The organism is Rhodococcus sp. AQ5-07 (genome assembly GCF_009707305.1).
GTDB classification, from domain to species: domain Bacteria; phylum Actinomycetota; class Actinomycetes; order Mycobacteriales; family Mycobacteriaceae; genus Rhodococcus_F; species Rhodococcus_F erythropolis.
Genome location: NZ_CP046099.1, coordinates 3,767,260 through 3,791,532, shown reverse-complemented (window position 1 = coordinate 3,791,532; position 24,273 = coordinate 3,767,260). Strand labels below are relative to the sequence as shown.

Sequence of the window (24,273 nt, the reverse complement as noted above, 5' to 3'; positions counted from 1 at the left end):
TGTTCGATTAAACTTTCGGTATGAACAGTCGGGATGCGTGGCAGCTGGATGGTGAGGACCTCAAGAGTGAGGTTCTCGATCTGGTGCGCGCCCGGCACGAGTTGCAGTCGCGGATGGTGTTGTTGATCGTGGAGATGTTTTCCCGTGAGGTTCTCGGCGGGAAGGGTTTTCGGGCGATCGCGCAGTGGTTGCACGGTTCGACGAATCTGGAGATCGGTGAGTGCAGTCTGCTGGTCGGGTTGGCGCGGTTGTTGATGCTCGAACCCGTTGTGGGCGATGCGTTTCACCGTGGCGATGTGGATGCGTTGAAAGCCCGGCAGGTGGCGTCGTTTTGTCAGCATCCGCCCAAGAACATGACCCTGGCGGATGTGGATAAGGCCCGCGGGATTCTGCTCGGGTTGGCGTCGAAGAACATCGCGGATTGTGATGCGGTGCGGGCAGCGATTCGGCGGATCGAGAAGCAGTACGGAAAACGCGAGGATGGCGTTCCGGTCGGGGAAGATTCGGAGCGGAATGAGTTCTACGCCTCGAAAGGCTTGTACGGGCGGGTGACTGTGAAGGGCGACCTAGATGCTGTGAACGGGGCGCGGTTGATCACGTTGTTGTCGAGTTTGTCGGCGCCGACGCCGGAGAAGGATGGCGTGAAGGACACCCGTACTCCGGCGCTACGGCGGGCGGACGGGTTTTGCGAATTGTTGCGCCGGTACGAGCGGGCGGGGTTGGGTCCGATCGAGGGCGGGGTGAAACCACACATCACGGTCACCGCATCGGCGAAAGACATGACGGACCTTAAAGTTCTGAAAGACCTGTTGCCGTCCACCGAGGAGCTGGGATTTGCGTGGACGGATTGGGTAGGGCCGATCAGTCTCGACACTGCCCGGATGCTGGCGTGCGACTGCACCGTCACCCGGATCCTCCTGGACGAGAACGGTGTTCCGCTCGTCTGCGGTAAGGAAGCGAGAACGGCGACGGTGCCGCAGCGGCGGGCGTTGGCGGTTCGTGATGGCGGGTGTGCATTTCCGGGGTGTGGGACTCCGTCGGGGTGGTGCGATGCCCATCATATTGTTCACTGGGGTGATGGTGGCCCAACAGATCTCGACAACCTGATCTTGTTGTGCGGTCATCACCACCGGACGGTGCACCACACCGAGTGGCGGGTGGAGATCGGCCCGGATCGGAAGTCGGTGTTCTATCCGCCGATGTCGGTTGATCCGTATCAGCAGCCGATCGGCGGGAACAGCCCACCGACAACAGCCTGAAGTGAAATAACTCGAGACGCGAGCACCGGGCACAACCATGCCCCGGTGCTCGCTCAATCCAGGATTTAGTCAAGACAACGTGATGTCGGCAATCAGGCCGTGGTGATCGGATCCCTTGATCTCGATCCGTTCCAAGGATGTCGCCACGGCGCCTTTGGTGATTATGTGGTCGATACCGACCACCGCCGGATACCACTTGTCGGTCGGGTACGTCGGGATCAGGCCGGAACCCAATTGATCGGCGGCGCTGGTGTATCCGTTGCTGAGGAGATTCCGGAACTGTTTGTTCGAGTACGACGCATTGAAATCGCCGCTGACTATCACATTGTCCATCCCGGCGACTTCGTCCATGTAAGACCCAAGCTTCTGCTGCTCGGCCGCCCACACCGAAGCCGGCGAGATGTACGCAGGTGCCGGATGCACGGCGAACAATGTGACTGGCTGCGCCAAGCCGACATTCAGCTCTGCGGACAGCGTTTCGGGTGAGAACCCGTCGAGGCTACGTGGATTGGAGAGAGGAAAGCGACTGTAGATTCCGGCCCCGCCACCGCCGTCGGCGTAGGGGATCAGGAACTGGTGGCTCAGAACCTCTTCAAGCCCGGCGGCTTCGAGCGCCTCGGCTTCCTGGTACGTCAACTCCTGGACCGTCACCACGTCGACGTTGCGTTCGCGGACCATCGCCACAAGCGACTCCGGATCCGCTGCACCGACCATCAAGTTGGCCTGCATCAACCGAATCGATGGACCGTTCGCAGACGTCGACTCCCCAGTTCCGCCGATGTACAGCGGGCTCACAGACCATCCGAACAGTGCAAGGACGACAAGGGATGCGGCACATACGATCCACTGAAGCCCGATACCCGAGACGACGGCACCGATCAGCGGAGCAATCATCAACAAGGGTGCCACTGACGCCAGAACGATCACGATGTTGTGATCGACGTCCAGCTGAGTTGCGATCAAGGCAACCAAACCCGTCACGATTCCGGCCACACCAACCACGGCCGAAAGGCGGCGAAGAACCAGTCGACGAGGGGTCACGGTATCGGGTTGCATGACATCCATCGAAGCAGAAAGGCGCCGTAGCTCCGGGGAAGCGCAGGTGGAGTCGGTGCGCCCTATTGTTTGCGCCCTACTGTTGCGGATACGGCAGATGGCTGCTGCTGTTCTGACTGACGGAGATCGAGCGGCCGAGTTGGGGGAAGGCGCGTTGAGAGCACGCCGGTCTGTCACAGACTTTGCACCCCGCGCCGATCGGCACGATGGTCGCGGGGTCGTCCGTCTGGATTCCGTGGGAGTAGACCATGCGATCGGCGTAGCCGATGTCGCAACCGAGTCCGACGGCGAAGTTCCGCTCGGGGGCGAGGTACCCGAGCCCGCCGCTGTGGGTAGTGCGCGCCACCCAGAGGTATGTCCGGCCGTCGGGCATCTTCGCGACCTGGGTGAGGATGCGCCCTGGGCTCGTGAACGCCTCGTGGATGACCCACAGCGGGCAACTGCCGCCGACTCTGGAGAAGTGAAAAGCGGTAGCGGACTGTCTCTTCGAGATGTTTCCGGCGCGATCGGTTCTGACGAAGAAGAAGGGAATGCCGCGCTGGCCGTGCCGTTGGAGTGTGGACAACCGGTGGCAGACGGTCTCGAAGCCGACCTCGAACTTGAGGCTCAGCAGATCGATGTCGTATCGCAAGGCCTCAGCGGATTCCAGGAATTGGGTGTACGGCAGTAGTAGCGCGCCGGCGAAGTAATGCGCGAGTCCGATGCGGGCGAGAGCTGCGGATTCGGCACTCAATGATTCATCCTCGGCGACAAGAGAATCGATCACGTCGGCTTGGGTGAAGAAGGCCAACTGCATCGCGATCTGGAACGCGCGTTGCCCTGCCGACAGACGACGGGCGAGGGTGAGTACCGACTTGTCCGGATCGTAGAAACGCTTGGGGCCGAGCTTGTCTGGTTCGTCGGTACGGATCGTCACGGTGACGCCGTGCTGATCGCGAAGTAGTCGTGCCAGTTGCAAATCCACTGCGCCAACGGACAATCCGTTGTCCACGAACATCTGCTCGGCAGCGTCGTCCAGAACGGCGATGTGATTCTTTCGGTCGTAGAAGAAGTCCCGAACCTCCTCGTAGGGCATGGGTACGAGCGACACATCAGATGCGGCCTCGCCGGACAATTGCGTCGAGAACTGGTCCAACTGCTCGGTTGCGGCGTGCAAACGACGGTGCAACATCACGAGGGTGCGTCCGACCGCGGGCATTCGGGCCACCAATTCGTCTACCTCTGCCAGCGATACCTCCCCGGATTCCGAGGTTTCGGCCAAGGCGTGATGAACGTCAGCCACGAGGCGTGCGTCGGAATCGGAGGCGAAGAATTGCACGTCGAGATCGAACTCGGCGTTGAGCTTGAGAAGGACGGGGACCGTCAGCGGTCGTTGATCGTTCTCTAGTTGATTGACATAGCTGGGGGAGAGTTCGAGTGCCTTCGCCAGTGCGGACTGTGACAGGTTTCGTTCTTCCCGCAGCCGTCGCAGCCGCGCTCCCGCGTACATCTTCTTCATCGAATCTCCTCGGTGCCGCTCGCGTTCACCCTACCGAGGAGCCATTCGCAACATTCGCAACATTGCAGGATCGTTATTGCACAAATAGGCAGTTGCGAGGGCCTATCCCGAGGTTAATGAGCTGCGTAGCGTGCAAATAGATACCGAAGCACGTGAGAAGAGGATCGATGAAGACGCATCTCGTACGCACCCACCGCTCTGCCGAAGAGTTCCCCAAGGAAGACCACCTCGCGTGGAAGATCGCGGAAGTTGCGACGGATTCCGTCGAGGTCACCGACGCCACGTCCGACATGATCGTCAACCGGATCATCGACAACGCGGCAGTTGCCGCAGCTTCCCTGGTCCGTCGACCCGTGGTGAATGCGCGTGCACAGGCGCAGTCACATCCGTACACGCCCGGGTCCACCGTGTTCGGTATCTCGGGTACTTTCTCGCCGGAGTGGGCCGCCTGGGCGAACGGCGTCGCGGTTCGCGAACTCGACTTCCACGACACGTTCCTCGCCGCCGAGTACTCGCACCCCGGTGACAACATCCCGCCGATCCTCGCCGTCGCTCAGCACACCGGCCGTGACGGTAAGGACCTGATTCGTGGTCTCGCAACCGGCTACGAGATTCAGATCGACCTGGTTCGGGCTATCTGTCTGCACGAGCACAAGATCGACCACGTCGCACACCTCGGCCCCTCGGCTGCGGCAGGTATCGGAACTTTGCTGGGCCTGGGCACCGAGACGGTCTACCAGGCAATCGGTCAGGCGCTGCATCTCACGACGGCGACACGTCAGTCCCGCAAGGGCGAGATCTCAAGTTGGAAGGCATACGCGCCCGCGCTGGCCGGCAAGGTTGCCGTCGAGGCAGTCGATCGTGCGATGCGCGGTGAAGGTGCACCGTCACCGATCTGGGAAGGCGAAGACGGCGTCATCGCCTGGCTGCTCGGTGGCCCGGACAAGGAGTACCACGTTCCGCTTCCCGGTTCGGGTGAGGCGAAGCGCGCCATCCTCGACTCGTACACCAAGGAACACTCCGCTGAGTACCAGAGCCAGGCACCGATCGACCTCGCTCGTCGGATGCGTGCCCGCGTAGGTGATCTCGATCAGATCGCCTCGATCGTCCTGCATACCAGTCACCACACCCACGTCGTCATCGGCACCGGTTCCGGCGATCCGCAGAAGTTCGACCCCACCGCATCGCGTGAAACCCTCGACCACTCGGTGATGTACATCTTTGCCGTTGCGCTGCAGGACGGTACGTGGCACCACGAGCATTCCTACGCGCCCGAGCGTGCACAGCGCCCCGACACGATCGAGCTGTGGAACAAGATCTCCACGCGCGAAGATCCCGAATGGACACGCCGCTACCACTCGACTGATCCGGACGAGAAGGCTTTCGGTGCTCGCGCCGAGATCACCTTGAAGAGCGGCGAGGTCATCGTCGACGAGCTTGCGGTGGCCGATGCACACCCGCTCGGCGCACGTCCGTTCGCTCGCGATCAGTACGTCGCGAAGTTCCGCACCCTCGCCGAGGGCGTCATCGAGCCGAGCGAACAGGACCGCTTCCTCGACGCGGCTCAGCGCACCGCCGAATTGAAGGCAGGCGAACTGGATCAGCTGACCTTCACCGTTTCCGAAGACGTCCTTGCTCGGGCACCCAAGGTCGCCAAGGGACTTTTCTGATGTCGGGCCTCATCGCAGCATCGACGTCCGCGGCCGACAAGCGGATTGCCTTCCGGGCGGGGCTGACGTGCGGAAAGATTCAGCGCTTGCCAGGTGCCATCAATCCGCTGACAGCCAAGCTGATTCAGGAAATCGGGTTCGAAGGTGTCTACGTTTCGGGTGGTGCGTATTCCGCCGGATTGGCGCTTCCCGACATCGGGCTGACCACGTTGACCGAGGTCGCCGCCCACAGCAAGCAGATCGCGCGGGTCACCGACCTCCCGACGCTGATCGATGCCGACACCGGTTTCGGTGAACCCATGAGTGCTGCCCGCACGGTCACGGTCTTCGAGGACGACGGTATAGCCGGTCTGCACCTGGAGGATCAGATCAACCCCAAGCGCTGTGGGCACCTCGACGGCAAAGTGATCGTGCCTACCGAAGACATGGTTCGCCGAGTTCGTGCTGCAGTCTCGGCACGTCGTGACCCGAACTTCGTCATCTGCGCGCGTACCGATGCTGCCGGAATCGACGGTATCGACGCAGCGATCGAGCGAGCAAAGGCCTACGCGGATGCCGGCGCTGATTTGATCTTCACAGAGGCTCTTGCCACCGAGGCCGACTTCGAGAAGTTCCGCGCAGCAGTCGACACTCCGTTGCTCGCCAACATGACCGAGTTCGGAAAGTCGAACCTCATTTCGGCGAGGACATTGGAAGAGATCGGTTTCAACGCCGTCATCTACCCCGTGACCACCCTTCGTCTGGCGATGTTCGCTATCGAAAAGGGTCTGCGCGAGATTTTTGCGGAGGGCACGCAAGAAGGACTGCTCGGCGAGATGCAGCAGCGCAGCAGGTTGTACGAGATTCTCGAGTACGAGCGTTACAACGAATTCGACAGTGGCATTTTCAATTTCAGCGTGGAGGGGAGTAGGACATGACCGAACAGATTCCGACGATCTACAAGGGCTTGGCCGGGGTTGTCGTCGACACGACGGCTATCTCCAAGGTTGTGCCCGAGACGAATTCGTTGACGTATCGCGGTTACGCAGTGCAGGACCTCGCCGCGAATTGTAGCTTCGAAGAAGTTGCGCACCTGCTGTGGTACGGCGAACTGCCGACACCCGAGCAGCTCGAATTGCTCTGTCTGCGTGAGCGTGCGGCTCGCCGTGCCGATCGATCACTGCTCTCGCTCCTGACCAAGATGCCGGACAACTGCCACCCCATGGATGTGGTCCGTACGGCGATCAGCTACCTCGGCGCCGAGGATCCGGCGGAGGACGACAACTCGGAGAAGGCCAATCTGGCCAAGGCACTGCGGATGACGGCTGTGCTTCCGACCATCGTCGCAGCCGATTTCCGCCGCCGGCGCGGCCAGGATCCCATCGCGCCGCAGTCGGACCTGGGTTTCGCCGAAAACTTCTTGAACATGTGCTTCGGTGCTGTTCCGGAGCCGGCGATCGTAAAGGCCTTCGAGGTCTCGCTGATCCTGTATGCGGAGCACTCCTTCAACGCCTCGACGTTTGCCGCTCGTGTTGTGACGTCCACACTTTCGGACATCTACAGCGCAGTGACGGCTGCGATCGGCACGCTCAAGGGCTCGTTGCACGGCGGCGCAAACGAAGCTGTCATGCACGACATGCTCGAGATCGACGACCCCGACCGCGCAGAAGCCTGGATGTCGGAGAAATTGGCTGCCAAAGAGAAGGTCATGGGCTTCGGGCACCGTGTCTACAAGAACGGTGATTCGCGTGTTCCGACCATGAAGCAGGCGCTCCTCGACGTAGCGGCAGCGACGGACGGCGAGAAGTGGGTGCAGATGTACGAGATCCTCGAGAAGACGATGGTCAGTGCCACCGGAATCAAGCCGAATCTCGATTTCCCCACGGGCCCTGCGTATTTCCTTATGGGCTTCGACGTCGAGATGTTCACGCCGATCTTCGTGATGAGCCGCATCACCGGATGGACGGCGCACATCATCGAGCAGGGGCAGTCGAATGCACTGATCAGGCCGCTGAGTCAGTACTCCGGTGTGCCGCAGCGGACCGTTGTGGCATAACGCTTTCAACAATCGTGGCATGACACCCCACTAATGCTGCGTCGGCGAGGTTCGGTTCTGGCATCACCGTCTCCTGGCCTCGTCGACGCCTCTCCGTTCGCACTATCTGCAACTTCGCACCGAATATTCGCAAAGATACTCGAGTGCAATGTGTTTCGTTTGTTCCTTGCCGGTAATAGCGTCAGTGTCATGACTGAAACGCACGAAGACATCTCGATCATTCGTCATGGCGACACGCTTGACGTCGTGTTCAACCGGCCGGAAAAACACAACGCATTGACTCCTCAGATGTACGACGCCATTGCCGGAGCCTGCCGAAGCGCCGACTCCGACCGCGAGATCCGGTTACTCACTCTCCGAGGTGCTGGGGGAGAGGCGTTCTCGGCGGGTTCCGACATAGGCCATTTTCAGACCTTCTCGAGTTTTCACGACGGGCTCGACTACGAAAGTCGGTTCGTCGGCGTGCTGACCGAACTCGAGAAAGTGCGGGTTCCCACGCTGGCGGTCATCGACGGTGTGTGCGCGGGAGCCGGGCTGTTGTTAGCGGCAGCGTGCGATGTGCGGATCGCGACGCACGGGTCCCGCTTCTGCCTTCCGATCGCGCGCACGCTCGGAAACTCGTTGTCGGTCCATTCCGTGGCGTTGCTGGCGGACAGGATCGGCAGTTCGCGTCTGATGTCGTTGGTCGCTCGGGCGGGGGTCATGTCGAGCGACGAGGCTCTGCGGAACGGCTTCCTCAGCGACTGTGCAACAGAGACCGAGTTCGCGAGCCTGACTGCCCAGGTATCGCGGGAACTCCTTGCGGCTGCCCCGATGACCGTGTGGACGATTCGAGAGTCCCTGCGCCGCATCAGGACCCGATCGATCACCGACAACGATGATCTGATGCGCATGATCTACAGCAGTGACGACTTCAAAGCCGGTGTCGACGGTTTCCTTCGCGGCGAGCGACCGGTTTGGGCCGGCGTGTAGCTCGGCTGTAGAACCAAAGGCCTGCGTTGGAGCGCGCTCTAACCCCTAGCGTTGCCGACCATGACAACAAAAACCTGGATCATCACTGGAGTTTCTCAGGGTTTCGGCCGCGAGCTTGCAGTGTCCGCACTTCGAACCGGGGACGCGGTAGTCGCGGCAGTTCGTAGGCCCGAGTCCGTTGCAGATATCGCGTCGGAGCATCCGGATCGGTTCTCGGCGGTGACGTTCGACGTCCGCGACACCGCGGCGGCACCCAGCGTCGTCGAACATGCGCTCGAGCATTTCGGTCGTGTCGACGTGCTGGTCAACAATGCCGGTCGCGGGATGGTCGGCGCGGCGGAGATGGTGGACGATTCGACCTTGCGGGATCTCATGGAACTGCACCTGATCGGACCCGCCGCGTTGGTGCGCGCCGTCCTCCCTTCGATGCGAGCGCAGGGCAGCGGAACGATCGTGCAGATGAGCAGTCAAGGCGGCCGCATGTCGTTTCCCGGCGTCGGGGCGTATTCGGCGTCCAAATTCGCGATTGAAGGCTGGTCGGAGGCCCTTGCCGGTGAGGTCGGGCAGTTCGGCATCCGGGTCATGATCGTCGAGCCCAGCCGATTCCGTACAGCATTCAACACACCTGGCGTTCTGAGCTTCGCCGAATCATCCTCGGACTACCGTGATTTGCTCGATCCTGTTCTGCGGGACATGGCGGCGGCAGACGGTGTTCAGGAGGGTGATCCGGAGAAGGCAGCAGAGATCATCACCTCGCTGGTGCACAGCGAGAATGTGCCACTTCGCTTGCCGCTCGGAAAGGAAGCCGTGGAGCGGATATCCGCGTCGTATCGGAAGAATCTGGCCGAGGTAGCAGTCTGGGCTGATCTGGCTCGCAGTGCCGACTTCGCGGATGCTGCCGGACCCGTCCGTCCGTTCTAGGCTGAGAAGCATGGCTACCGAAGACTTGATGCGCAAGGCACTCGAGGCACTTGGGGAAGTGGACGGGCCCATGTCGATCGAGGTGATCCATCGACTCGTCGATACAGGGGATGTTCAGGACCCGATGTCGATCGCCGAAGTGTCAGACCTGCTGGATGTTTCGGCACATACCCTGCGTTATTACGAGAAGATCGGCTTGGTTGCGGTGGATCGTGATTCGAGCGGACATCGTGTGTACGGGCCGGAATCTATTCGCAGGCTGGTATTTCTGACCCGCATGCGTATCTCAGGCATGGCGATTCGTGACCTGCAGCACTACGTCGAACTGGTCGACGCCGGTGAAGGGACAGTTCCGGAGAGGCTCGACATGCTGCTCGAGCACCGGGACACCGTTCGTCGGCAGATCAAGGAGCTCACGTTGTCTTTGGCTGCGACGGAGTACAAGATTGCGACGTACGGCGGGCGGACCGGAGAGCAGGATACTCAGCCGAGTGTCACCGGAAGCAGCCCTCGCGGGGTCTCCTGAGCGATCTGTTCCAGCGCAGACTCCAACGTCGGAAATTGATACTGGAAGCCGCTGTCCGCGAGCACCCCTGGTAAAACCCAGCGACTCTTCGTTACCAGTTCAGCCTCGGTGCGGATGATTCGTGCGCCGAACTCGAGCATCCAGCCCGGCGTCGGAAACCCGTATTGTCGGCCAAGTTTCGCTCGTACCATCCGCATCATGTCGGTGTTGGTTACCGGATACGGGGATGCGATATTGACCGGGCCTGAGATCTCCGGATGCTCGTAGATGTGGATGACCGAGCGAACGACATCGGCGATATGTATCCAACTGAACATTTGTCGTCCGTCGCCCATTCTTCCGCCAAAACCGATTCGGGCCAGGTTCACGAAGGGGTTGATTGCTCCGCCGCCGGCTCCGAGAACGATCGGCATTCGTAACGCCACTTTGCGAACGGGGGTTGGGGCTGAGAACAATTCGTGCTCCCACGCCCGCGCGACCGCGACGGAGAATCCCTTACCCAGCTCTCCGTTCTTCTCGTCCATCGGTCGATCCCGCGCGTCTCGGTAGATCGTGCCGGTACTGGCATTCGCCCAGAGCGAGGGTGGCTGCGGTGTACGGGCCAGTGCGCGACCCAACAGTGCGGTCGTTTCCACGCGGGAGGAGAAGATTTCGTCGGCATTGCGCTTGTTGTATCGGCAGCTCACAGAGCGTCCGGCGAGGTTGATCAGCAGATCCGCGCCGCTGAGTACGTCGGCGACACCTTGCTCGTCGGACCAGGTGGCATCGCTCGTTCCTCCGCGGCCGATCGTCCGAATCTCGACCCCGTTCGATTCGAGCGCTCGAAGGAGAGATTGCCCTATGTAACCCGACGCCCCACATACAACGACAGTCTTCATGATTTTTTGTTCCGCTCTGGAGAAACGACTTTGGTCATCAGGGCGGCGACGTCGCCGACCAGGCCGCGGGCCACTGGTAGTCGCGCGAGGGTGAGCGCTTTGGCGATGATCGGGACCAAGCCGTCGACCAGGGATCGGGTACGAGTTTGCCCCGGAGACGAGTCGGTGACCCAATGCAGCGTCACGCCCAGGTAGCTGAGCCACAAGAGTGTGGGGAGCTGGGTCTCCGAGGACGCCGGCGTCTTCTGCTTCGACGCCGCCAGTGCTTCGCGCATCAATTCGACGGCCATCGATCTCGCAGCACTCGACTCGGCCGAGAACGGGCTGGACGGCGATTCGGTGGGCAGGGTGACGTGCAGAAACGCGCTACCGAACCCGTGATATGGCCCCATGACATCGAGTCCGGTGTGCAGAACGATCGCGAGATTTTCCGCGAGTGAGCCACCCTGCCGCAGGAGTGGAAGCGCACGCTCTCGGTGATCACGTTGGATGACGAGATACAGCTCGTGAACCAGTTCGTCCTTGCTGGCGAAGTAGTAGTAGGCATTCCCGAGGGAGACCTCCGCTTCGGTCGCGATCTTGCGCATGGTCGTCGCTGCGAAGCCTTCGTCGCGGAAGAGCCGCAAAGCTGTTGCCACCAGCTTTTCCCTGGTTTCGATCCCGCGACTGCTCATGGGCTCCCCTTCTTTGAACGTGTTCAAGTTCAGCGTACCTGAAGTTGAACACGTTCAAGAGTCGATCTGTTGCGAGGAATATAATAAGCGCGCATACTAAAATCATGATTGAACTTGCGCTCGGTTCGCCAGGTGGTCGGCGATGAACGCCTGGTTAGGGGTTGTCTCGGCCGAACATGTGCGTCGCGCAGTGGATCTTGGGATCGCGCAGATCGGGCACGGGAAGAGGTCCGGATTGGCGCGGATGAAGGCGGGCGATGTGCTTGTCTACTATTCGCCGGTCGAGTCCATTGGTGATCGAGATCCGTTGCGCGAGTTCACAGCCCTCGGTGTGATCGAAGAGGGTGAGATCTGGCAGGCGGACGAGGGGTGCTTCAAGCCGTTTCGGCGGCGAGTGCGATACGAGCAGTTCACGCCCGTTCCTCTCGGCGACGTACGGAGTCGATTGGCATTGACCTCGACACCGAACTGGGGGTATCAGCTCCGCCGAGGCTTGATTCCGTTGGATGGCAACGACGTCGAGATTCTGCGCTCGGCAACGAGCTGACACACTGACGCTGTGGCGAAGAAACTGGAAACCGACTTCGAGGATGCTGGCGACAGTCCGGGGCTGATGTTGTGGCGTGTCACCAACGCGTGGCAGGCCTCGATTCGCGCGGCGCTGCGGCCTTTCGACCTGACGCACGTGCAGTTCGTTTTGCTCGCCGCACTGACCTGGCTGGACGCGGAAACGCCGATAACTCAACGCGATCTTGCCGAGTACGCGCGCACCGATCCGATGATGACGTCACAGGTGATACGGACCCTCGAATCCAAGAAATTGGTCGAACGACGTCCACACCCGACCGATGCTCGGGCTCGTTCAGTGGTGGTGACCCAGGCGGGTGCGGCCCTGGCAGGCAAGGCAAATCGTGCGGTCGAAGCATCGGATCGGGAATTCTTTGCCGCTCTCGGGGATCGTCAGGCGGCCTTTGTTGCGATGCTCGGCGTGCTTGACCGAAAGTAGCAACCCTCAGTTTTCAAGGGATAACTCTGAAGTGGTCTGCAGCAGTGCATATTTGGCTTCCAGCCCGTCCAGCAGGGATTCCAGCGCGAGTTCGAAACTGGCGCCGTCGATTTCCGTAGCACGCTCGCGCAACAGATGTGCTCGCGTGAGGTGCGGGTAACGCTCGGCGTAGATCGCCGGATCGTCTACGAATCCGCCGGAGAACGTCGCTGTCGCAGCACCCATGACCACGTACTTGACGGAAGCGCCGATCAGCGTTGCCGTGCGCTGCGGCCATCCGGCCCGCACCAGGCCGCCGTGGATGGCGTTGGCGCGGTCAAGGGCGATGGGCCTGACGCTCGGACCGTAGGCCAAGTAGGGAACGATATTGGGATGCTTGCCCAGGGCGGCGTGGTAGGACCGCGCCCACGTGCACAGCGCACCGCGCCAATCGTCAGAGTCGAAGCCGCTCACGTCGACGGACTCCATGATGACGTTCGCGACGTCGTCGAGTAGCTCGTCCTTGTTGGCGTAATGGCTGTACAGCGATGGTGCTTGCACGCCGAGAACGGTGGCGAGTTTGCGCATCGAGAAGTCGGTCAAACCGTGCTCGTCGACCAGTTTCAGGGCGGTGTCCCTGATGATCGGCTTGCTCAGTAGTGGAATCCGCGGTCGCGCCATCGCACACCCTTTCGTGTGAAAGTACTGGACAACCTTACACCGTGAGTTTATTATCCAATTAACCTAACAGTGTTCGGGAACGTGGAGGATCAGATGACGCGGGTGTTCGAGAACAAGGCCGATCTCCTGGGGGCGGTCGGTGAAACGCTGGGCTCGAGCGAGTGGGTCGAGGTCACCCGCGAGATGGTCCATCAATTTGCCGACGCGACCGGTGACCATCAGTGGATTCACGTCGACGACGAAAGGGCAAAGCGTGAATCACCTTTCGGCGGTCCGATTGCCCACGGGTATCTGACTCTCTCGCTCCTGCCGCTTCTGTCGAAGTCCGTGTACCGCATCGACGGGGCGAAGATGGTCATCAACTACGGGTCCGACAAGGTTCGATTCCCGAGTCCGGTGCCGGTCGGAGCCAAGGTTCGAAACACTGCAGTGCTCTCTGCGATCGAAGAGTTGCCGAACGGTTCGCTGCAGAGTCAGATCACCAACACCGTCGAGATCGAAGGCGTGGACAAGCCAGCCGTTGTTGCGCAGACCGTCGCACGAATCTTGTTCTGAAATCCTGCCAGAAGAAAGCAGACTCCATATGAATCTCGAATTGACCGGTGAGGAAGTTGCGTTCCGCGAGGAGATGCGAAAGTTCTTCACCACCGAATTCTCGCCCGAACTTCGTGCACGTGCAGCGGGATTCGGAAAGCTGACGCGTGAAGACATCGTTGCGGGCCAACAGATTCTGAACGCACACGGACTGGCGGTTCCGCACTGGCCGGTCGAATGGGGTGGCAAGGACTGGACTCCGGTACAGCGCCACATCTATTCCGAGGAAATGCAGTTGGCGTCGGTACCCAACCCGTTGCCGTTCAACGTGAGCATGGTTGGGCCCGTTATCGCAGCCTTCGGCTCGCAGGAGCAGAAGGAAAAGTTTCTCCCGGCGACGGCTAACGCCGATATCTGGTGGTGCCAAGGTTTTTCGGAACCAGAAGCCGGTTCGGATCTCGCTTCACTCAAGACGGCTGCTGTCCGTGACGGCGCGGATTACATCGTCAACGGTCAGAAGACGTGGACTACTCTCGCGCAGCACGCCGAGTGGATCTTCTGTCTGGTTCGGACAGATGCCAGTGCCCAGAAGCGTCAGGCAGGAATTTCGTTCCTGCTCATCGATTTGGCGACTCCCGGCATCACGATTCGTCCCATCAAACTGATCGACGGCAGCGTCGAGGTCAACGAGGTGTTCTTCGACAACGTCCGTGTTCCTGCGGAAAATCTTGTCGGCGAGGAGAACAAGGGCTGGGACTACGCCAAGTTCCTGCTCGGCAACGAACGCACGGGGGTCACACGGGTCGGGTTCTCCAAAACCCTTGTCGCCACGGCAAAAGAGAAGGCGCGGGAGGTTCGCGTCGGAACCGGCACCCTCCTCGAGGATCCGTTGTTCGCGGCTCGGTTGGCCGAGTTGGAAAACGAATTGCTTGCACTGGATCTGACTCAACTGCGAGTTGTGGCGAGTTCGGCAGACGGAAAGCCGAATCCGGCATCCTCGCTGCTCAAGCTCCGTGGCTCCGAATTGCAGCAGGCAGCAACGGAATTGCTGATGGATGTCGCCGGACCGGACTCTCTGCCGGTAGATATCGCCGACATCGATTCGCCGGAGTGGGCGCAGCAGGCGGCGCCGCGCTACTTGAACTACCGGAAGGTTTCCATCTACAGCGGATCAAGTGAGGTGCAGCGCTCCATCATTGCCTCCTCGATCCTCGGATTGTGAGCATCTGACATGAATTTCGAACTCGACGACGAACAGACGATGCTTCGCGACACAACGCGCGAATTACTCAGCCGCAGCTACGACGCGGAGAAGCGCAACGCCACCTCGGCCACTGACGAGGGATGGAATGCCTCGGTGTGGAAGCAGTTCGCCGAGCTCGGGCTGCTCGGCCTGCCATTCGCGGAGGCCGATGGCGGGATGGGCGCTGGGCCGGTCGAGACCATGGTGGTGATGACCGAACTGGGCCGGGCGCTTGCACCCGAGCCGTATTTGGGTGGTGTTCTGATCCCCGGTGGGTTGATTGCTGCGATCGGTTCGGCAGATCAGCGGGCGCGACTCCTGCCGGCGCTCAGCGACGGGACCACGTTGTCGGCCTTTGCCCATACGGAACCTGGCACGCGCTGGCCGGTCGCCACTGTCACGACCGCGGCATCGAAGGCGGGATCGGGGTGGACGATCACCGGCGTCAAGAACCCGGTTCTGCAGGGCGACAGCGCGCACGTCGTGATCGTCAGTGCCACACTTCCAGGCGGCGGCACCGGGCTCTTCCTGGTGGATGCGGAAGGTGCGGGTGTCACACGGAGCACGTACGCCACCCACGACGGCCGTCGCGGTGCGCAGTTCACGTTCACCGATGCCGCGGCCGAACAACTTGGTGAGGGCGGCGATGTCACGGCGGCGATCGTTGACGCAGAGGTCCGGGCGCAGGCAGCTCTGTGCGCCGAGGCGATCGGAATCATGACCGAGGCGCTGCGACTGACGACGGATTACCTGAAGCAGCGCAAGCAGTTCGGTGTTCCGCTCGCGAAGTTCCAGACGCTGACTCATCGTGCGGCCGACATGTACGTGGCGCTCGAACTGGCGAGCAGCATGAGTCTGTACGCGACCATGGCCATCGCCGACGGTGTGATCGATCCGACCATCGCGTCGCGAGCGAAGCTGGCTGTCGGTCGTGCCGCGCATCAGATCGGTCAGGAAGCAATTCAAATGCACGGTGGTATCGGTATGACAGCCGAGTATCCGGTCGGGCACTACGTCTCGCGGCTGGTGGCCATCGAACACACTTTGGGCGCATCGGACGATCACCTCAGAGTGCTGGCCGGCGGCGTCTCGAACTATTCGATGGTGGACGTCACCGAGTAGATCGGTGGGTGAAGATAACGGGAGGTCATGCGCAGGTCGCGTGGCCTCCCTTGTCTGTGCGGGGGCCGGCCCGCGGTATTCGAGGTCGAGTAAAATCCCTGTGATCAGTCCGAGAAGAGAAAGGGATCGAAGTGACCGCGCATACCGAGCAGCTCGAGTTCCAAGCAGAAACACGTCAGCTGCTGGATCTGATGGTTCATTCAATCTATACGAACAAGGACAGCTTCCTTCGTGAGTTGATCTCCAACGCTTCGGACGCGCTGGACAAACTCCGCCTCGAGTCGTACCAGGACAAAGACCTCGACGTCGACGTCTCCGATCTGCATATCGAGATCGACATCGACAAGGCGGCACGCACCCTGACCATCCGCGACAACGGCATCGGCATGTCGCGTGACGAGGTCGTCGACCTGATCGGCACGCTCGCCAAGTCCGGCACCGCCGAGGTGCGTCGTAAGCTCAAGGAAGCCAAGGATGCAGCGGCATCGGAAGAACTGATCGGTCAGTTCGGCATCGGCTTCTACTCCACGTTCATGGTGGCGGACAAGGTCACGTTGCTGACCCGCCGCGCCGGTGAAGATCACGCGACGCGCTGGGAGTCGACCGGCGAAGGCACGTACACGCTCGAGCATGTGAACGAGGCGCCTCAGGGTAGCTCCGTGACCCTGCACCTGATGCCCGAGGATTCCGAGAACGGCCTGCACGACTACACGTCGGAATGGAAGATCAAGGAACTGGTCAAGAAGTACTCCGACTTCATCGCGTGGCCCATCCGCATGGATGTCGCTCGTACGTCGACGCCGGCGGAGGGCGAAGAGCCCGAGGTCACCATCGAGACCGAGACGATCAACTCGATGAAGGCTCTGTGGACTCGCTCCAAGGACGAGGTGTCCGAGGACGAGTACAAGGAGTTCTACAAGCACGTCAGCCACTCCTGGGACGAGCCTCTCGAGGTCATCCCGATGAAGGCCGAAGGTACTTTCGAATACCAAGCGCTGCTGTTCATTCCGTCGACGGCGCCGTTCGATCTGTTCATGCGTGAGCGCAAGGCCGGCATCCACCTCTATGTCAAGCGCGTCTTCATCATGGACGACTGCGAAGAGTTGGTGCCCGATTACCTGCGCTTCGTCAAGGGTGTGGTCGACGCACAAGACCTCTCGCTCAACGTCTCTCGTGAGATTCTGCAGCAGGACCGGCAGATCGCTGCCATCCGTCGTCGTCTGACCAAGAAGGTCCTCTCGACCATCAAGGACATGAAGGCGAACGAGCCCGAGAAGTACTCGACCTTCTGGACGGAGTTCGGGCGCGCGCTCAAGGAAGGCCTGATGGCCGATGCCGACAACCGCAAGACGCTGCTCGACATCTCTTCGTTTGCCTCGACCAACAGCGAAGAGGGCGTGACCACTCTCGCCGAGTACGTGGAGCGCATGAAGGACGGTCAGGAACAGATCTACTTCATGACGGGCGAATCTCGTCACCTGATCGAAAGCTCTCCGCACATGGAGGCTTTCAAGGCCAAGGGCCTCGAGGTTCTGGTTCTCACCGACCCGGTGGACGAGATGTGGGTCGACGCTGTCTCGGACTTCGACGGCAAGACCTTCCAGTCGATCGCCAAGGGCGAGGTCGACCTCGACACCGAGGACGAGAAGAAGGCGGCCGAGGCCGAGCGCGAAGAGAAGGAGAAGGAATTCGGCGAGCTGCTGACGTGGCTGACCGAAACCCTGTCCGACGACATCAAGGAAACGCGTCTCTCGACGCGACTGACCACCTCGGCTGCCTGCATCGTCGGCGACGCGTTCAGCATGTCTCCGACGCTCGAGAAGATGTACAAGGCTTCGGGTCAGCCTGTTCCGCACAGCAAGCGCATCCTCGAGCTCAACCCGGAGCACCCGCTTGTCTCGGGTCTTCGGGAGGCGCAGGCCGCCAAAGACAATGCGGAGAACCTGACTGAGACGGCTCAGTTGCTCTACGGCATGGCGTTGCTTGCCGAGGGCGGCGAGCTGAGCGACCCGGCGCACTTCACGCGCCTGCTGGCCGATCGTTTGGCCCGCACAGTCTGATCTCGTTCTAGCTCGCTCGAACTCCCGGCACTCACCCTCATTGGTGAGTGCCGGGAGTTTTTTCTTTGATCGTTTTCTAATGAGGACCGTTTCTGTCCGCAATGACTTCTAACGTAGTTCTCACAGGGCAAAGAACCCACGAGCGAAGGAAAAACATCATGAACGCACCGACCACCACCGTCACCGGCGAGCGCGCGGATCTCCTCCAGAGCCTGCGTCAACATCGTGAATTCCTTCTCTTCACGGTCAAGGACCTCACCGACGAGCAGGCTGCTTCGAGGCCGACCGTGAGCGAACTGTGCCTAGGCGGATTGATCAAGCATGTGGGTCAGGCGGAGAAGGGTTGGGTCGACTTCATTCTGGAAGGGCCGGCCGGACTTGGCGGGGACTTCGACCCGACCCAGTGGTCGGAAGAGATGCAACAGGAACGGGCGAACGAATTTGCCATGGTCGAGGGTGAAACCTTGGCAAGCATCGTTTCCGAGTATGAAGGGATCGCGGCCAGGACCGACCAGTTGGTGGCCTCGCTGGACAGCCTCGACATCTCTCATCCACTTCCGAGCGCTCCGTGGTTCGAAGCCGGCGCTCGCTGGTCAGCGCGGCGCGCATTGCTGCACATCATCGCCGAGACGGCCCAGCATGCGGGCCACGCAGACATGCTTCGTGAAGCCATCGACGGATCCAAGACGATGGGTTGATCGACAGCTCGATCAACCGGGATGTTTACACATCACACAAATATGTAACACTAGTGTCTATGAGCACCGAAAAGTCTGCCTTGCAACCGCCGATGCAGTGGGACGCCTGGGGCGATCCGGCCAAGAAGCGTGAACTGTCGGACGCAGTCACATCATTGTTGACCGGATTTCTCGGTGTGTCCGCACCGACTCGCTCGCGCCTCGCCATCGAAGACGTTCAGGTGACTCCGTCCGCCCTGGCTCAGTCGCACGTCGAGGCGCTGGCTGGGCTGGTCGGGGCCGAGTACGTCAGCACCGAGGATTCGGATCGAATCCTTCGGGCCGGTGGCAAGAGCACCCCGGATCTGCTTCGCCGTCGTAGCGCCGAGCCGCAGGACGCACCGGACGCAGTCGTCACTCCAGGGACAGACGCAGAGGTCGAGCATGTTCTCCGATACTGCTCTGCCAACCGGATCGCAGTGGTCCCGTTCGGTGGTGGCACCAGCGTCGTCGGCGGGCTCGATCCCATTCGTGACGGGTTCGACGCAGTTCTATCTCTCGATCTGCGCAGGTTCGATCAGCTCGTCGGGTTGGACGAGGAATCGGGCATCGCGACGTTCGGCGGCGGAACCACCGGCCCACGCGCCGAGGAGCTTCTGCGTGAGCACGGTTTCTCGGTCGGGCACTTCCCGCAGAGCTTCCTGTTCGCCACTCTGGGCGGGTTTGCCGCCACCCGTTCTTCGGGGCAGGCGTCGGCTGGATACGGACGTTTCGAGGACATGGTTCAGGGCCTCACCGTTGTCACCCCGAGTGGTGTGATCGAGACCGGGCGTGCGCCGGCATCTGCCGCAGGCCCCGATCTGGGTGAGCTTTTTGTCGGCTCCGAGGGGACATTCGGCGTCATCACGCACGTGCGTGTGCGGGTTCACCGCCTGCCCGAGACCACCGTGCGCGAAGGGTGGAGCTTCCCCGACTTCGCCACCGGCGCAGCAGCATTGCGTGAGCTGGTCCAGGAAGGATCGGCTCCGACAGTATTGCGGTTGTCCGACGAGGCCGAGAGTGGCGTGAATCTGGCGACTACCGACAAGATCGGCGAGAACGCTTTCACGGGTGGTTGCCTCGGCATCACCACCTACGAGGGCACCGCTTCGCACACCGCTGAACGGGTGGCGGAGGCCCGAGCAATTCTCACCGCTCACGGTGGGACTTCGCTCGGTGAGGAGCCCGGAAACAGTTGGGAACACGGGCGATTCGATGCGCCGTATCTGCGTGACGCTCTTCTCGACGTCGGCGCACTGTGTGAAACCCTCGAGACAGCAACCACCTGGGGTAACCTCGCGAACCTGCGCTCCTCGGTCACCGAAGCGCTGACCAAGGCTCTCGTCGAGCAGGGGACTCAGCCGCTCGTGATGTGCCACATTTCGCACACCTACAAGACCGGTGCTTCGCTGTACTTCACAGTAGTCAGCGCGCAGACCGAGGATCCGATCGCTCAGTGGCACAAGGCGAAAACTGCCGCTGGCGATGCGATCATCGCCGCCGGTGGCACGATCACCCATCATCACGCAGTCGGAGCTGACCATCGCCCGTGGATGAAGGACGAGATCGGCGAATTGGGCGCGAATATCCTTCGCGCAGTGAAGAATGCAGTGGACCCTGCCGGCATCCTCAATCCTGGAAAGCTGATTCCGTGACCGAAACCCGCAGTCAGATCGAGAAGGTTACCGTCCTGATCAATCCGATGGCGGGACATGGTCACGCGCCTGCAGCCGGACGCAAAGGTGTTGCGCGACTGCGTGCTCGGGGAGTTGCCGTCACCGAGATCATCGGAACCGATGCCGACGACGCCAAGAAGTTGGCGCGTCGTGCGATCGAGGAGGGTACCGACGCGCTGGTGGTGGTCGGCGGTGACGGTGCCATCAGCATCGGATTGCAGGCTGCCGCGTTGACCGATACTCCTATCGGGCTCATCCCGGCGGGCACCGGTAACGATCACGCCCGTGAGTTCGGCATTCCCACAGGCGATCCCGAGGCAGCCGCCGATGTGATCGCCGACGGCGTCGTGCAGCAGTCCGACCTGGCGAAGATCACGCTTGCCGACGGTTCCGTCGTCTGGTCGGGAACGATCATCGCCAGCGGATTCGATTCGCTGGTCAGTGAACGGGCCAATCGGATGTCGTGGCCCAAGGGACCGATGCGCTACAACTTGGCGATGCTCGCCGAGTTGGCGAAGATGAAGCCGCTGCCGTACCGGATCGAACTCGACGACGAGGTCATCACGGTGGACGCGACGCTCGTGGCTGTCGGCAACGGGCGCTCGTACGGTGGCGGCATGCTCATCACTCCGGGCGCGTCGAAGTCTGATGGGTTGCTGGATCTGACCGTCGTCGGGCACGGTTCGAGGTTGCGTCTGGTGCGCCTGTTTCCGCGGGTGTACAAGGGAACTCACGTCTCCTTGGATGCGGTACAGACGTATCGGTCGAGGAAGGTGCGGTTGGTCTCCGAGGGCATCATCGCCTACGCGGACGGTGATCGGGTGGGGCCGTTGCCCATCACGATCGAGGCAGTTCCCATGGCGCTCAACATCTTGACGCACACTCGGATCTGAGTTGGTTCTGCCGGTCACGCGGTAGCAGTGGTGTAAGACTTCTCGGATGAACGAATCAAGGAGGTCGGTGCACCACCGCACTGCGTGGACGTCGAAGCGGTGGCAGCTCACCACCGACATCCCCTTGACCGCTGCGGCCTGCCTGTTCTTGGTGGCGTACGCGTACCAAGTCCTGGCGCAACCGACTGGCTTCCCGCATCGCCTGACCGAATGGATCATGTGGGCCGCGTGGGTCGTATTTGCTGTCGACTACGCAGTTCGCCTGTGGTTGGCTCCTGCACGCGGTCGCTGGTTCGTCAGGCATCTCTTGGATTTGGCGATGGTGGTGTTACCCATGCTGCGTCCCTTGCGCCTCCTTCGGTTGGTCACCCTGCTTGCAATAGTCCACCGCTCGAGCGGGCAAAGCTTGCGTGGGCGAGTGGTTGTCTACGCCACCGGGGCCACGGCCTTGCTGATCGGTGTCGCGGCACTGGCCATGCTCGACGCCGAGCGGCACGCTGAGGGCGCCGCCATCACGTCGCACGGGACGGCGTTGTGGTGGGCGATGGAGACGGTTACGACCGTCGGTTACGGAGACATGGCTCCTGTCACTACAACCGGGCGCCTGATCGCCGGAGCGTTGATGATCGGCGGAATTGCATTGCTGGGCATCGTGACTGCCACACTCGCTTCCTGGTTGGTCGAGCGAGTGGCGGAACAGGACGAGGCAGGGCAGGTCGCGACGCGTAAGCAGGTGGCAGATCTGTCCGTGGAGGTCCGAGCTTTGGCCACCCGCACGCACCAAGTCGATCTCGCGTCCGTCGATACCGATTCGCTGCGTCGCGAACTGGCGTCGAGGGGAGTCGTGGCGCAGCATGCACCTTCGGACAATTGACCCGCAGTACAGCAAACAATAGAACGATGGTCTGATAATCTTGCGTGATGGTGGCGACCCATGGATTCCAGCGCGCGCGCAGGCCCGAGCAGATCGAAGCACGTCGGTGCGCGATTCTCGACGCAGCTCGCGCGATGCTCGGGTCCAAGCCAGTCGCAGACATCAGCCTGCGTGAGCTCAGTGAGAGCGTCGGCCTCGCGAAGTCGAACGTGCTCCGATACTTCGACAGTCGCGAGGCCATCTTTCTCGAAGTGCTCGACGAGAACTGGGTAGCGTGGCTGGACGGGTTGTCCGAATCGTTGACTCCGACCGGTGGCGACTCACCGTTTGCCGCTGAAATTTATGTGGCATCCGCGGTTGCGGAATCGCTTGTCTCACAGCGGTTACTGTGCGAGTTGATGAGTGTCATGGCCGGTGTCCTCGAAAGAAACATCTCCGTCGACTTCGCCCGTGACTTCAAGAAGCGGGCGACGGTCAACTCGGGAAGGTTTGCGTCGCTGGTTCATTCGCAACTGCCCCATCTCTCGGAGGGCGACGCCGCTCAATTCGCCAAGGTAACCCTGGTGATCGTTGCCGGCTTGTGGCCGACTGCCGAGCCGACTGAATCCATGGTCGTCGTACTGAACGAGATGCAGGCGCCCCCGGCCTCCGACATGTTCGCAGTCGGCCTGCGTGAAGGTCTGATCAACCAGCTCGTCGGGTTGTCGGCGCGAGCGGCAATCCGAACGAGCTGAGAACGATCAGGCGCTGTGCAGCGTCAGAACGGTTATCTCGCTCGGTGCGAACACCCTGAAGGGTGGACCCCAGAATCCGGTTCCCCGGCTGGTGTACAGCTGCGTACGTTCTCCGTGCCTGGTAAGCCCGTGCACCGACGGTTGATCGAGTTTCACCAGAAAGTTGAAGGGCCAGATCTGTCCGCCGTGGGTATGACCGGCGAGCTGCAGATCCACTCCCGCGGAAGCGGACTGAGTAACCTGCTTCGGTTGGTGGGCGAGCATCAGGATCGGCGATTCGGGGTCGGAGCCGGCCAGGGCCATGTCGAAGTTCGCGCCGTGCCCGTCCAGTTTCGATCCCAACGCTGTCGCATCGTCGACTCCGGCGATGACCAGTCTGTCTCCGCCCTTGGTGACGACGAGGTGGCGGTTGTGCAGCGCGTCCCAGCCGATCGAGGTCATGTAGTCGAGCCACTCCTGAGCCTCGTGGAAGTACTCGTGATTGCCGGTCACGTAGACGCGAGCGAGCCCGGCTTCGACCGATGCGAGGGGGGTCGCTTGGCCGAGGCGCTGCTCTACCGTTCCGTCGGCGATGTCACCGACGTGGGCCACGATGTCGGCGTCGAGATCGTTGACTGCCGCGATCACGCGCTCGGACCACTTCTCGCGATTGATCGGCCCGAAGTGAGTGTCGGTGATCGCGACTACCCGAAGTTTGTCCATCCCCGCACCAAGGCGGGGGATGGTGACGTCGACCTGCTTGATCCGTGGCAGTCTCATGGCTTCCCGGTAGCCCCAGATCAGCAGAAGGGCCGAGATGATCAGTGCGGCAACGGCGACAATTCTCGATCGAAGCGGGTCATCCACGCCGCCGACGAGCAGTCCGAGCCTCAGAACTTCGCCGAGCAGGGTCCACACGAACACGACCCAGATGATTCCGAGGAGGGCGTCGCCGATCAGGCGAACTGGATCGCGGTCGGTGTGTCCGTGGCTGAGCACCATACTGGCAGGCAGGGCGATCAAGAGGGTGGCAAACAGAACGGTGCCGAAAACTGCCACCGCCGTCGGCCAGTCCGGCCGGATGAACAAGCTCCACCACGGGTACACGAACAACAGAGCCAAGATCGACGCGACAATCGCGGATATGGCAACGATCCGCAACGGTCTGCGGCGCGGAACTCGAGCGACGTCGGTCGCCTGGGGTGTAGTCACCCCGTCCAGAGTAAAGGTCCACTGGTCTATTAACAAGGGGACAGTGGTCCGCTATCGGGATGTCGGTGTTCTCGG

24 protein-coding genes are annotated in these 24,273 nt (G+C 61.3%); 18 read left to right on the top strand and 6 right to left on the bottom strand.

The window, feature by feature from the left end; genetic code table 11:
- The first annotated feature begins 20 nt into the window (after positions 1–20).
- Positions 21–1,259, top strand: coding sequence for an HNH endonuclease signature motif containing protein (locus GJB56_RS17520; protein WP_113682546.1), 1,239 nt, complete (start codon positions 21–23; stop codon positions 1,257–1,259).
- A 69-nt stretch (positions 1,260–1,328) separates the two neighbouring features.
- Here the strand turns inward: GJB56_RS17520 and GJB56_RS17515 are convergent, their stop codons facing one another.
- Positions 1,329–2,324 (bottom strand): endonuclease/exonuclease/phosphatase family protein, encoded by a 996-nt coding sequence (locus GJB56_RS17515; RefSeq protein WP_046379279.1) that lies wholly within the window; start codon positions 2,322–2,324, stop codon positions 1,329–1,331.
- 67 nt (positions 2,325–2,391) lie between these two features.
- On the bottom strand, positions 2,392–3,813 hold the full coding sequence (locus GJB56_RS17510) for a short-chain fatty acyl-CoA regulator family protein (RefSeq protein WP_113682545.1): 1,422 nt from the start codon (positions 3,811–3,813) through the stop codon (positions 2,392–2,394).
- Between the two features lie 167 nt (positions 3,814–3,980).
- Here GJB56_RS17510 and prpD point away from each other — a divergent pair, with 167 nt between their 5' ends.
- From prpD to GJB56_RS17480, 6 genes are all read left to right on the top strand, one after another.
- A complete protein-coding gene (gene prpD / locus GJB56_RS17505) occupies positions 3,981–5,483 on the top strand; it encodes a 2-methylcitrate dehydratase PrpD (RefSeq protein WP_113682544.1) in 1,503 nt (500 codons plus the stop codon).
- Positions 5,483–6,400 (top strand): methylisocitrate lyase, encoded by a 918-nt coding sequence (gene prpB, locus GJB56_RS17500; RefSeq protein ID WP_080909607.1) that lies wholly within the window; start codon positions 5,483–5,485, stop codon positions 6,398–6,400. The genes prpD and prpB overlap by 1 nt, the downstream gene beginning before the upstream one ends.
- Positions 6,397–7,518: a bifunctional 2-methylcitrate synthase/citrate synthase gene (locus GJB56_RS17495; RefSeq protein ID WP_060937997.1), complete on the top strand. Its 1,122-nt coding sequence runs from the start codon at positions 6,397–6,399 to the stop codon at positions 7,516–7,518. The genes prpB and GJB56_RS17495 overlap by 4 nt, the downstream gene beginning before the upstream one ends.
- Before the next feature lie 189 nt (positions 7,519–7,707).
- The gene (locus tag GJB56_RS17490) at positions 7,708–8,490 is read left to right on the top strand and encodes an enoyl-CoA hydratase (protein ID WP_029256232.1); all 783 of its coding nucleotides are present in this window, start codon (positions 7,708–7,710) and stop codon (positions 8,488–8,490) included.
- 60 nt (positions 8,491–8,550) lie between these two features.
- Positions 8,551–9,411, top strand: coding sequence for an SDR family NAD(P)-dependent oxidoreductase (locus GJB56_RS17485; RefSeq protein WP_060937998.1), 861 nt, complete (start codon positions 8,551–8,553; stop codon positions 9,409–9,411).
- Positions 9,412–9,421: 10 nt separating this feature from the next.
- The gene (locus GJB56_RS17480) at positions 9,422–9,937 is read left to right on the top strand and encodes a MerR family transcriptional regulator (RefSeq protein WP_070795684.1); all 516 of its coding nucleotides are present in this window, start codon (positions 9,422–9,424) and stop codon (positions 9,935–9,937) included.
- On the opposite strand, the gene GJB56_RS17475 is transcribed toward GJB56_RS17480, so the two are convergent.
- Both GJB56_RS17475 and GJB56_RS17470 read right to left on the bottom strand, forming a co-directional pair.
- Positions 9,895–10,815 carry a TIGR01777 family oxidoreductase gene (locus GJB56_RS17475; protein ID WP_113682543.1) on the bottom strand — a complete coding sequence of 307 codons (921 nt, stop codon included), beginning with the start codon at positions 10,813–10,815 and terminating at the stop codon, positions 9,895–9,897. The two genes, GJB56_RS17480 and GJB56_RS17475, sit on opposite strands and share 43 nt — an antisense overlap.
- Positions 10,812–11,489: a TetR/AcrR family transcriptional regulator gene (locus GJB56_RS17470; RefSeq protein WP_113682542.1), complete on the bottom strand. Its 678-nt coding sequence runs from the start codon at positions 11,487–11,489 to the stop codon at positions 10,812–10,814. The genes GJB56_RS17475 and GJB56_RS17470 overlap by 4 nt, the downstream gene beginning before the upstream one ends.
- A gap of 142 nt (positions 11,490–11,631) precedes the next feature.
- Here GJB56_RS17470 and GJB56_RS17465 point away from each other — a divergent pair, with 142 nt between their 5' ends.
- Both GJB56_RS17465 and GJB56_RS17460 read left to right on the top strand, forming a co-directional pair.
- Positions 11,632–12,036, top strand: coding sequence for an EVE domain-containing protein (locus GJB56_RS17465; RefSeq protein WP_047889683.1), 405 nt, complete (start codon positions 11,632–11,634; stop codon positions 12,034–12,036).
- Between the two features lie 12 nt (positions 12,037–12,048).
- Positions 12,049–12,495, top strand: coding sequence for a MarR family winged helix-turn-helix transcriptional regulator (locus GJB56_RS17460; RefSeq protein WP_029256224.1), 447 nt, complete (start codon positions 12,049–12,051; stop codon positions 12,493–12,495).
- Between the two features lie 6 nt (positions 12,496–12,501).
- Here the strand turns inward: GJB56_RS17460 and GJB56_RS17455 are convergent, their stop codons facing one another.
- Entirely contained in the window at positions 12,502–13,155 is a 654-nt protein-coding gene (locus GJB56_RS17455) for a TetR/AcrR family transcriptional regulator (RefSeq protein WP_029256223.1), read from the bottom strand.
- A 93-nt stretch (positions 13,156–13,248) separates the two neighbouring features.
- Here GJB56_RS17455 and GJB56_RS17450 point away from each other — a divergent pair, with 93 nt between their 5' ends.
- From GJB56_RS17450 to GJB56_RS17410, 9 genes are all read left to right on the top strand, one after another.
- A complete protein-coding gene (locus GJB56_RS17450; protein WP_020909091.1) occupies positions 13,249–13,710 on the top strand; it encodes a MaoC family dehydratase in 462 nt (153 codons plus the stop codon).
- Positions 13,711–13,738: 28 nt separating this feature from the next.
- On the top strand, positions 13,739–14,911 hold the full coding sequence (locus GJB56_RS17445; RefSeq protein WP_060938003.1) for an acyl-CoA dehydrogenase family protein: 1,173 nt from the start codon (positions 13,739–13,741) through the stop codon (positions 14,909–14,911).
- A gap of 9 nt (positions 14,912–14,920) precedes the next feature.
- On the top strand, positions 14,921–16,054 hold the full coding sequence (locus GJB56_RS17440) for an acyl-CoA dehydrogenase family protein (protein WP_070386402.1): 1,134 nt from the start codon (positions 14,921–14,923) through the stop codon (positions 16,052–16,054).
- A gap of 131 nt (positions 16,055–16,185) precedes the next feature.
- Positions 16,186–18,114, top strand: coding sequence for a molecular chaperone HtpG (gene htpG, locus GJB56_RS17435; protein WP_113682541.1), 1,929 nt, complete (start codon positions 16,186–16,188; stop codon positions 18,112–18,114).
- Between the two features lie 158 nt (positions 18,115–18,272).
- The gene (locus tag GJB56_RS17430) at positions 18,273–18,812 is read left to right on the top strand and encodes a DinB family protein (RefSeq protein WP_097386903.1); all 540 of its coding nucleotides are present in this window, start codon (positions 18,273–18,275) and stop codon (positions 18,810–18,812) included.
- Between the two features lie 92 nt (positions 18,813–18,904).
- Positions 18,905–20,485: an FAD-binding oxidoreductase gene (locus GJB56_RS17425; protein ID WP_113682540.1), complete on the top strand. Its 1,581-nt coding sequence runs from the start codon at positions 18,905–18,907 to the stop codon at positions 20,483–20,485.
- A 47-nt stretch (positions 20,486–20,532) separates the two neighbouring features.
- Positions 20,533–21,399 carry a diacylglycerol kinase gene (locus tag GJB56_RS17420; RefSeq protein ID WP_153211966.1) on the top strand — a complete coding sequence of 289 codons (867 nt, stop codon included), beginning with the start codon at positions 20,533–20,535 and terminating at the stop codon, positions 21,397–21,399.
- A gap of 46 nt (positions 21,400–21,445) precedes the next feature.
- Positions 21,446–22,273: a potassium channel family protein gene (locus GJB56_RS17415; protein WP_113682538.1), complete on the top strand. Its 828-nt coding sequence runs from the start codon at positions 21,446–21,448 to the stop codon at positions 22,271–22,273.
- A gap of 47 nt (positions 22,274–22,320) precedes the next feature.
- Complete coding sequence (locus GJB56_RS17410) at positions 22,321–23,007, top strand: TetR/AcrR family transcriptional regulator (RefSeq protein ID WP_113682537.1); 687 nt, start codon at positions 22,321–22,323, stop codon at positions 23,005–23,007.
- Positions 23,008–23,013: 6 nt separating this feature from the next.
- Here GJB56_RS17410 and GJB56_RS17405 read toward each other — a convergent pair whose 3' ends face one another.
- Positions 23,014–24,198 (bottom strand): metallophosphoesterase, encoded by a 1,185-nt coding sequence (locus tag GJB56_RS17405; RefSeq protein ID WP_113682536.1) that lies wholly within the window; start codon positions 24,196–24,198, stop codon positions 23,014–23,016.
- Positions 24,199–24,273 lie beyond the last annotated feature (75 nt).

Excerpts from the sequence above, each read along its gene's own strand:
- GJB56_RS17430 (WP_097386903.1), top strand. The coding sequence starts at position 18,273 with ATGAACGCACCGACCACCACCGTCACCGGCGAGCGCGCGGATCTCCTC.
- GJB56_RS17415 (WP_113682538.1), top strand. The coding sequence starts at position 21,446 with ATGAACGAATCAAGGAGGTCGGTGCACCACCGCACTGCGTGGACGTCG.
- prpD (WP_113682544.1), top strand. The coding sequence starts at position 3,981 with ATGAAGACGCATCTCGTACGCACCCACCGCTCTGCCGAAGAGTTCCCC.
- GJB56_RS17470 (WP_113682542.1), bottom strand. The coding sequence starts at position 11,489 with ATGAGCAGTCGCGGGATCGAAACCAGGGAAAAGCTGGTGGCAACAGCT.
- GJB56_RS17475 (WP_113682543.1), bottom strand. The coding sequence starts at position 10,815 with ATGAAGACTGTCGTTGTATGTGGGGCGTCGGGTTACATAGGGCAATCT.
- GJB56_RS17440 (WP_070386402.1), top strand. The coding sequence starts at position 14,921 with ATGAATTTCGAACTCGACGACGAACAGACGATGCTTCGCGACACAACG.
- GJB56_RS17515 (WP_046379279.1), bottom strand. The coding sequence starts at position 2,324 with ATGGATGTCATGCAACCCGATACCGTGACCCCTCGTCGACTGGTTCTT.
- GJB56_RS17495 (WP_060937997.1), top strand. The coding sequence starts at position 6,397 with ATGACCGAACAGATTCCGACGATCTACAAGGGCTTGGCCGGGGTTGTC.
- GJB56_RS17485 (WP_060937998.1), top strand. The coding sequence starts at position 8,551 with ATGACAACAAAAACCTGGATCATCACTGGAGTTTCTCAGGGTTTCGGC.
- GJB56_RS17465 (WP_047889683.1), top strand. The coding sequence starts at position 11,632 with ATGAACGCCTGGTTAGGGGTTGTCTCGGCCGAACATGTGCGTCGCGCA.
- GJB56_RS17480 (WP_070795684.1), top strand. The coding sequence starts at position 9,422 with ATGGCTACCGAAGACTTGATGCGCAAGGCACTCGAGGCACTTGGGGAA.
- GJB56_RS17425 (WP_113682540.1), top strand. The coding sequence starts at position 18,905 with ATGCAGTGGGACGCCTGGGGCGATCCGGCCAAGAAGCGTGAACTGTCG.
- prpB (WP_080909607.1), top strand. The coding sequence starts at position 5,483 with ATGTCGGGCCTCATCGCAGCATCGACGTCCGCGGCCGACAAGCGGATT.
- GJB56_RS17510 (WP_113682545.1), bottom strand. The coding sequence starts at position 3,813 with ATGAAGAAGATGTACGCGGGAGCGCGGCTGCGACGGCTGCGGGAAGAA.
- GJB56_RS17450 (WP_020909091.1), top strand. The coding sequence starts at position 13,249 with ATGACGCGGGTGTTCGAGAACAAGGCCGATCTCCTGGGGGCGGTCGGT.
- GJB56_RS17520 (WP_113682546.1), top strand. The coding sequence starts at position 21 with ATGAACAGTCGGGATGCGTGGCAGCTGGATGGTGAGGACCTCAAGAGT.
- GJB56_RS17445 (WP_060938003.1), top strand. The coding sequence starts at position 13,739 with ATGAATCTCGAATTGACCGGTGAGGAAGTTGCGTTCCGCGAGGAGATG.
- GJB56_RS17455 (WP_029256223.1), bottom strand. The coding sequence starts at position 13,155 with ATGGCGCGACCGCGGATTCCACTACTGAGCAAGCCGATCATCAGGGAC.
- GJB56_RS17410 (WP_113682537.1), top strand. The coding sequence starts at position 22,321 with ATGGTGGCGACCCATGGATTCCAGCGCGCGCGCAGGCCCGAGCAGATC.
- GJB56_RS17490 (WP_029256232.1), top strand. The coding sequence starts at position 7,708 with ATGACTGAAACGCACGAAGACATCTCGATCATTCGTCATGGCGACACG.
- GJB56_RS17420 (WP_153211966.1), top strand. The coding sequence starts at position 20,533 with ATGGCGGGACATGGTCACGCGCCTGCAGCCGGACGCAAAGGTGTTGCG.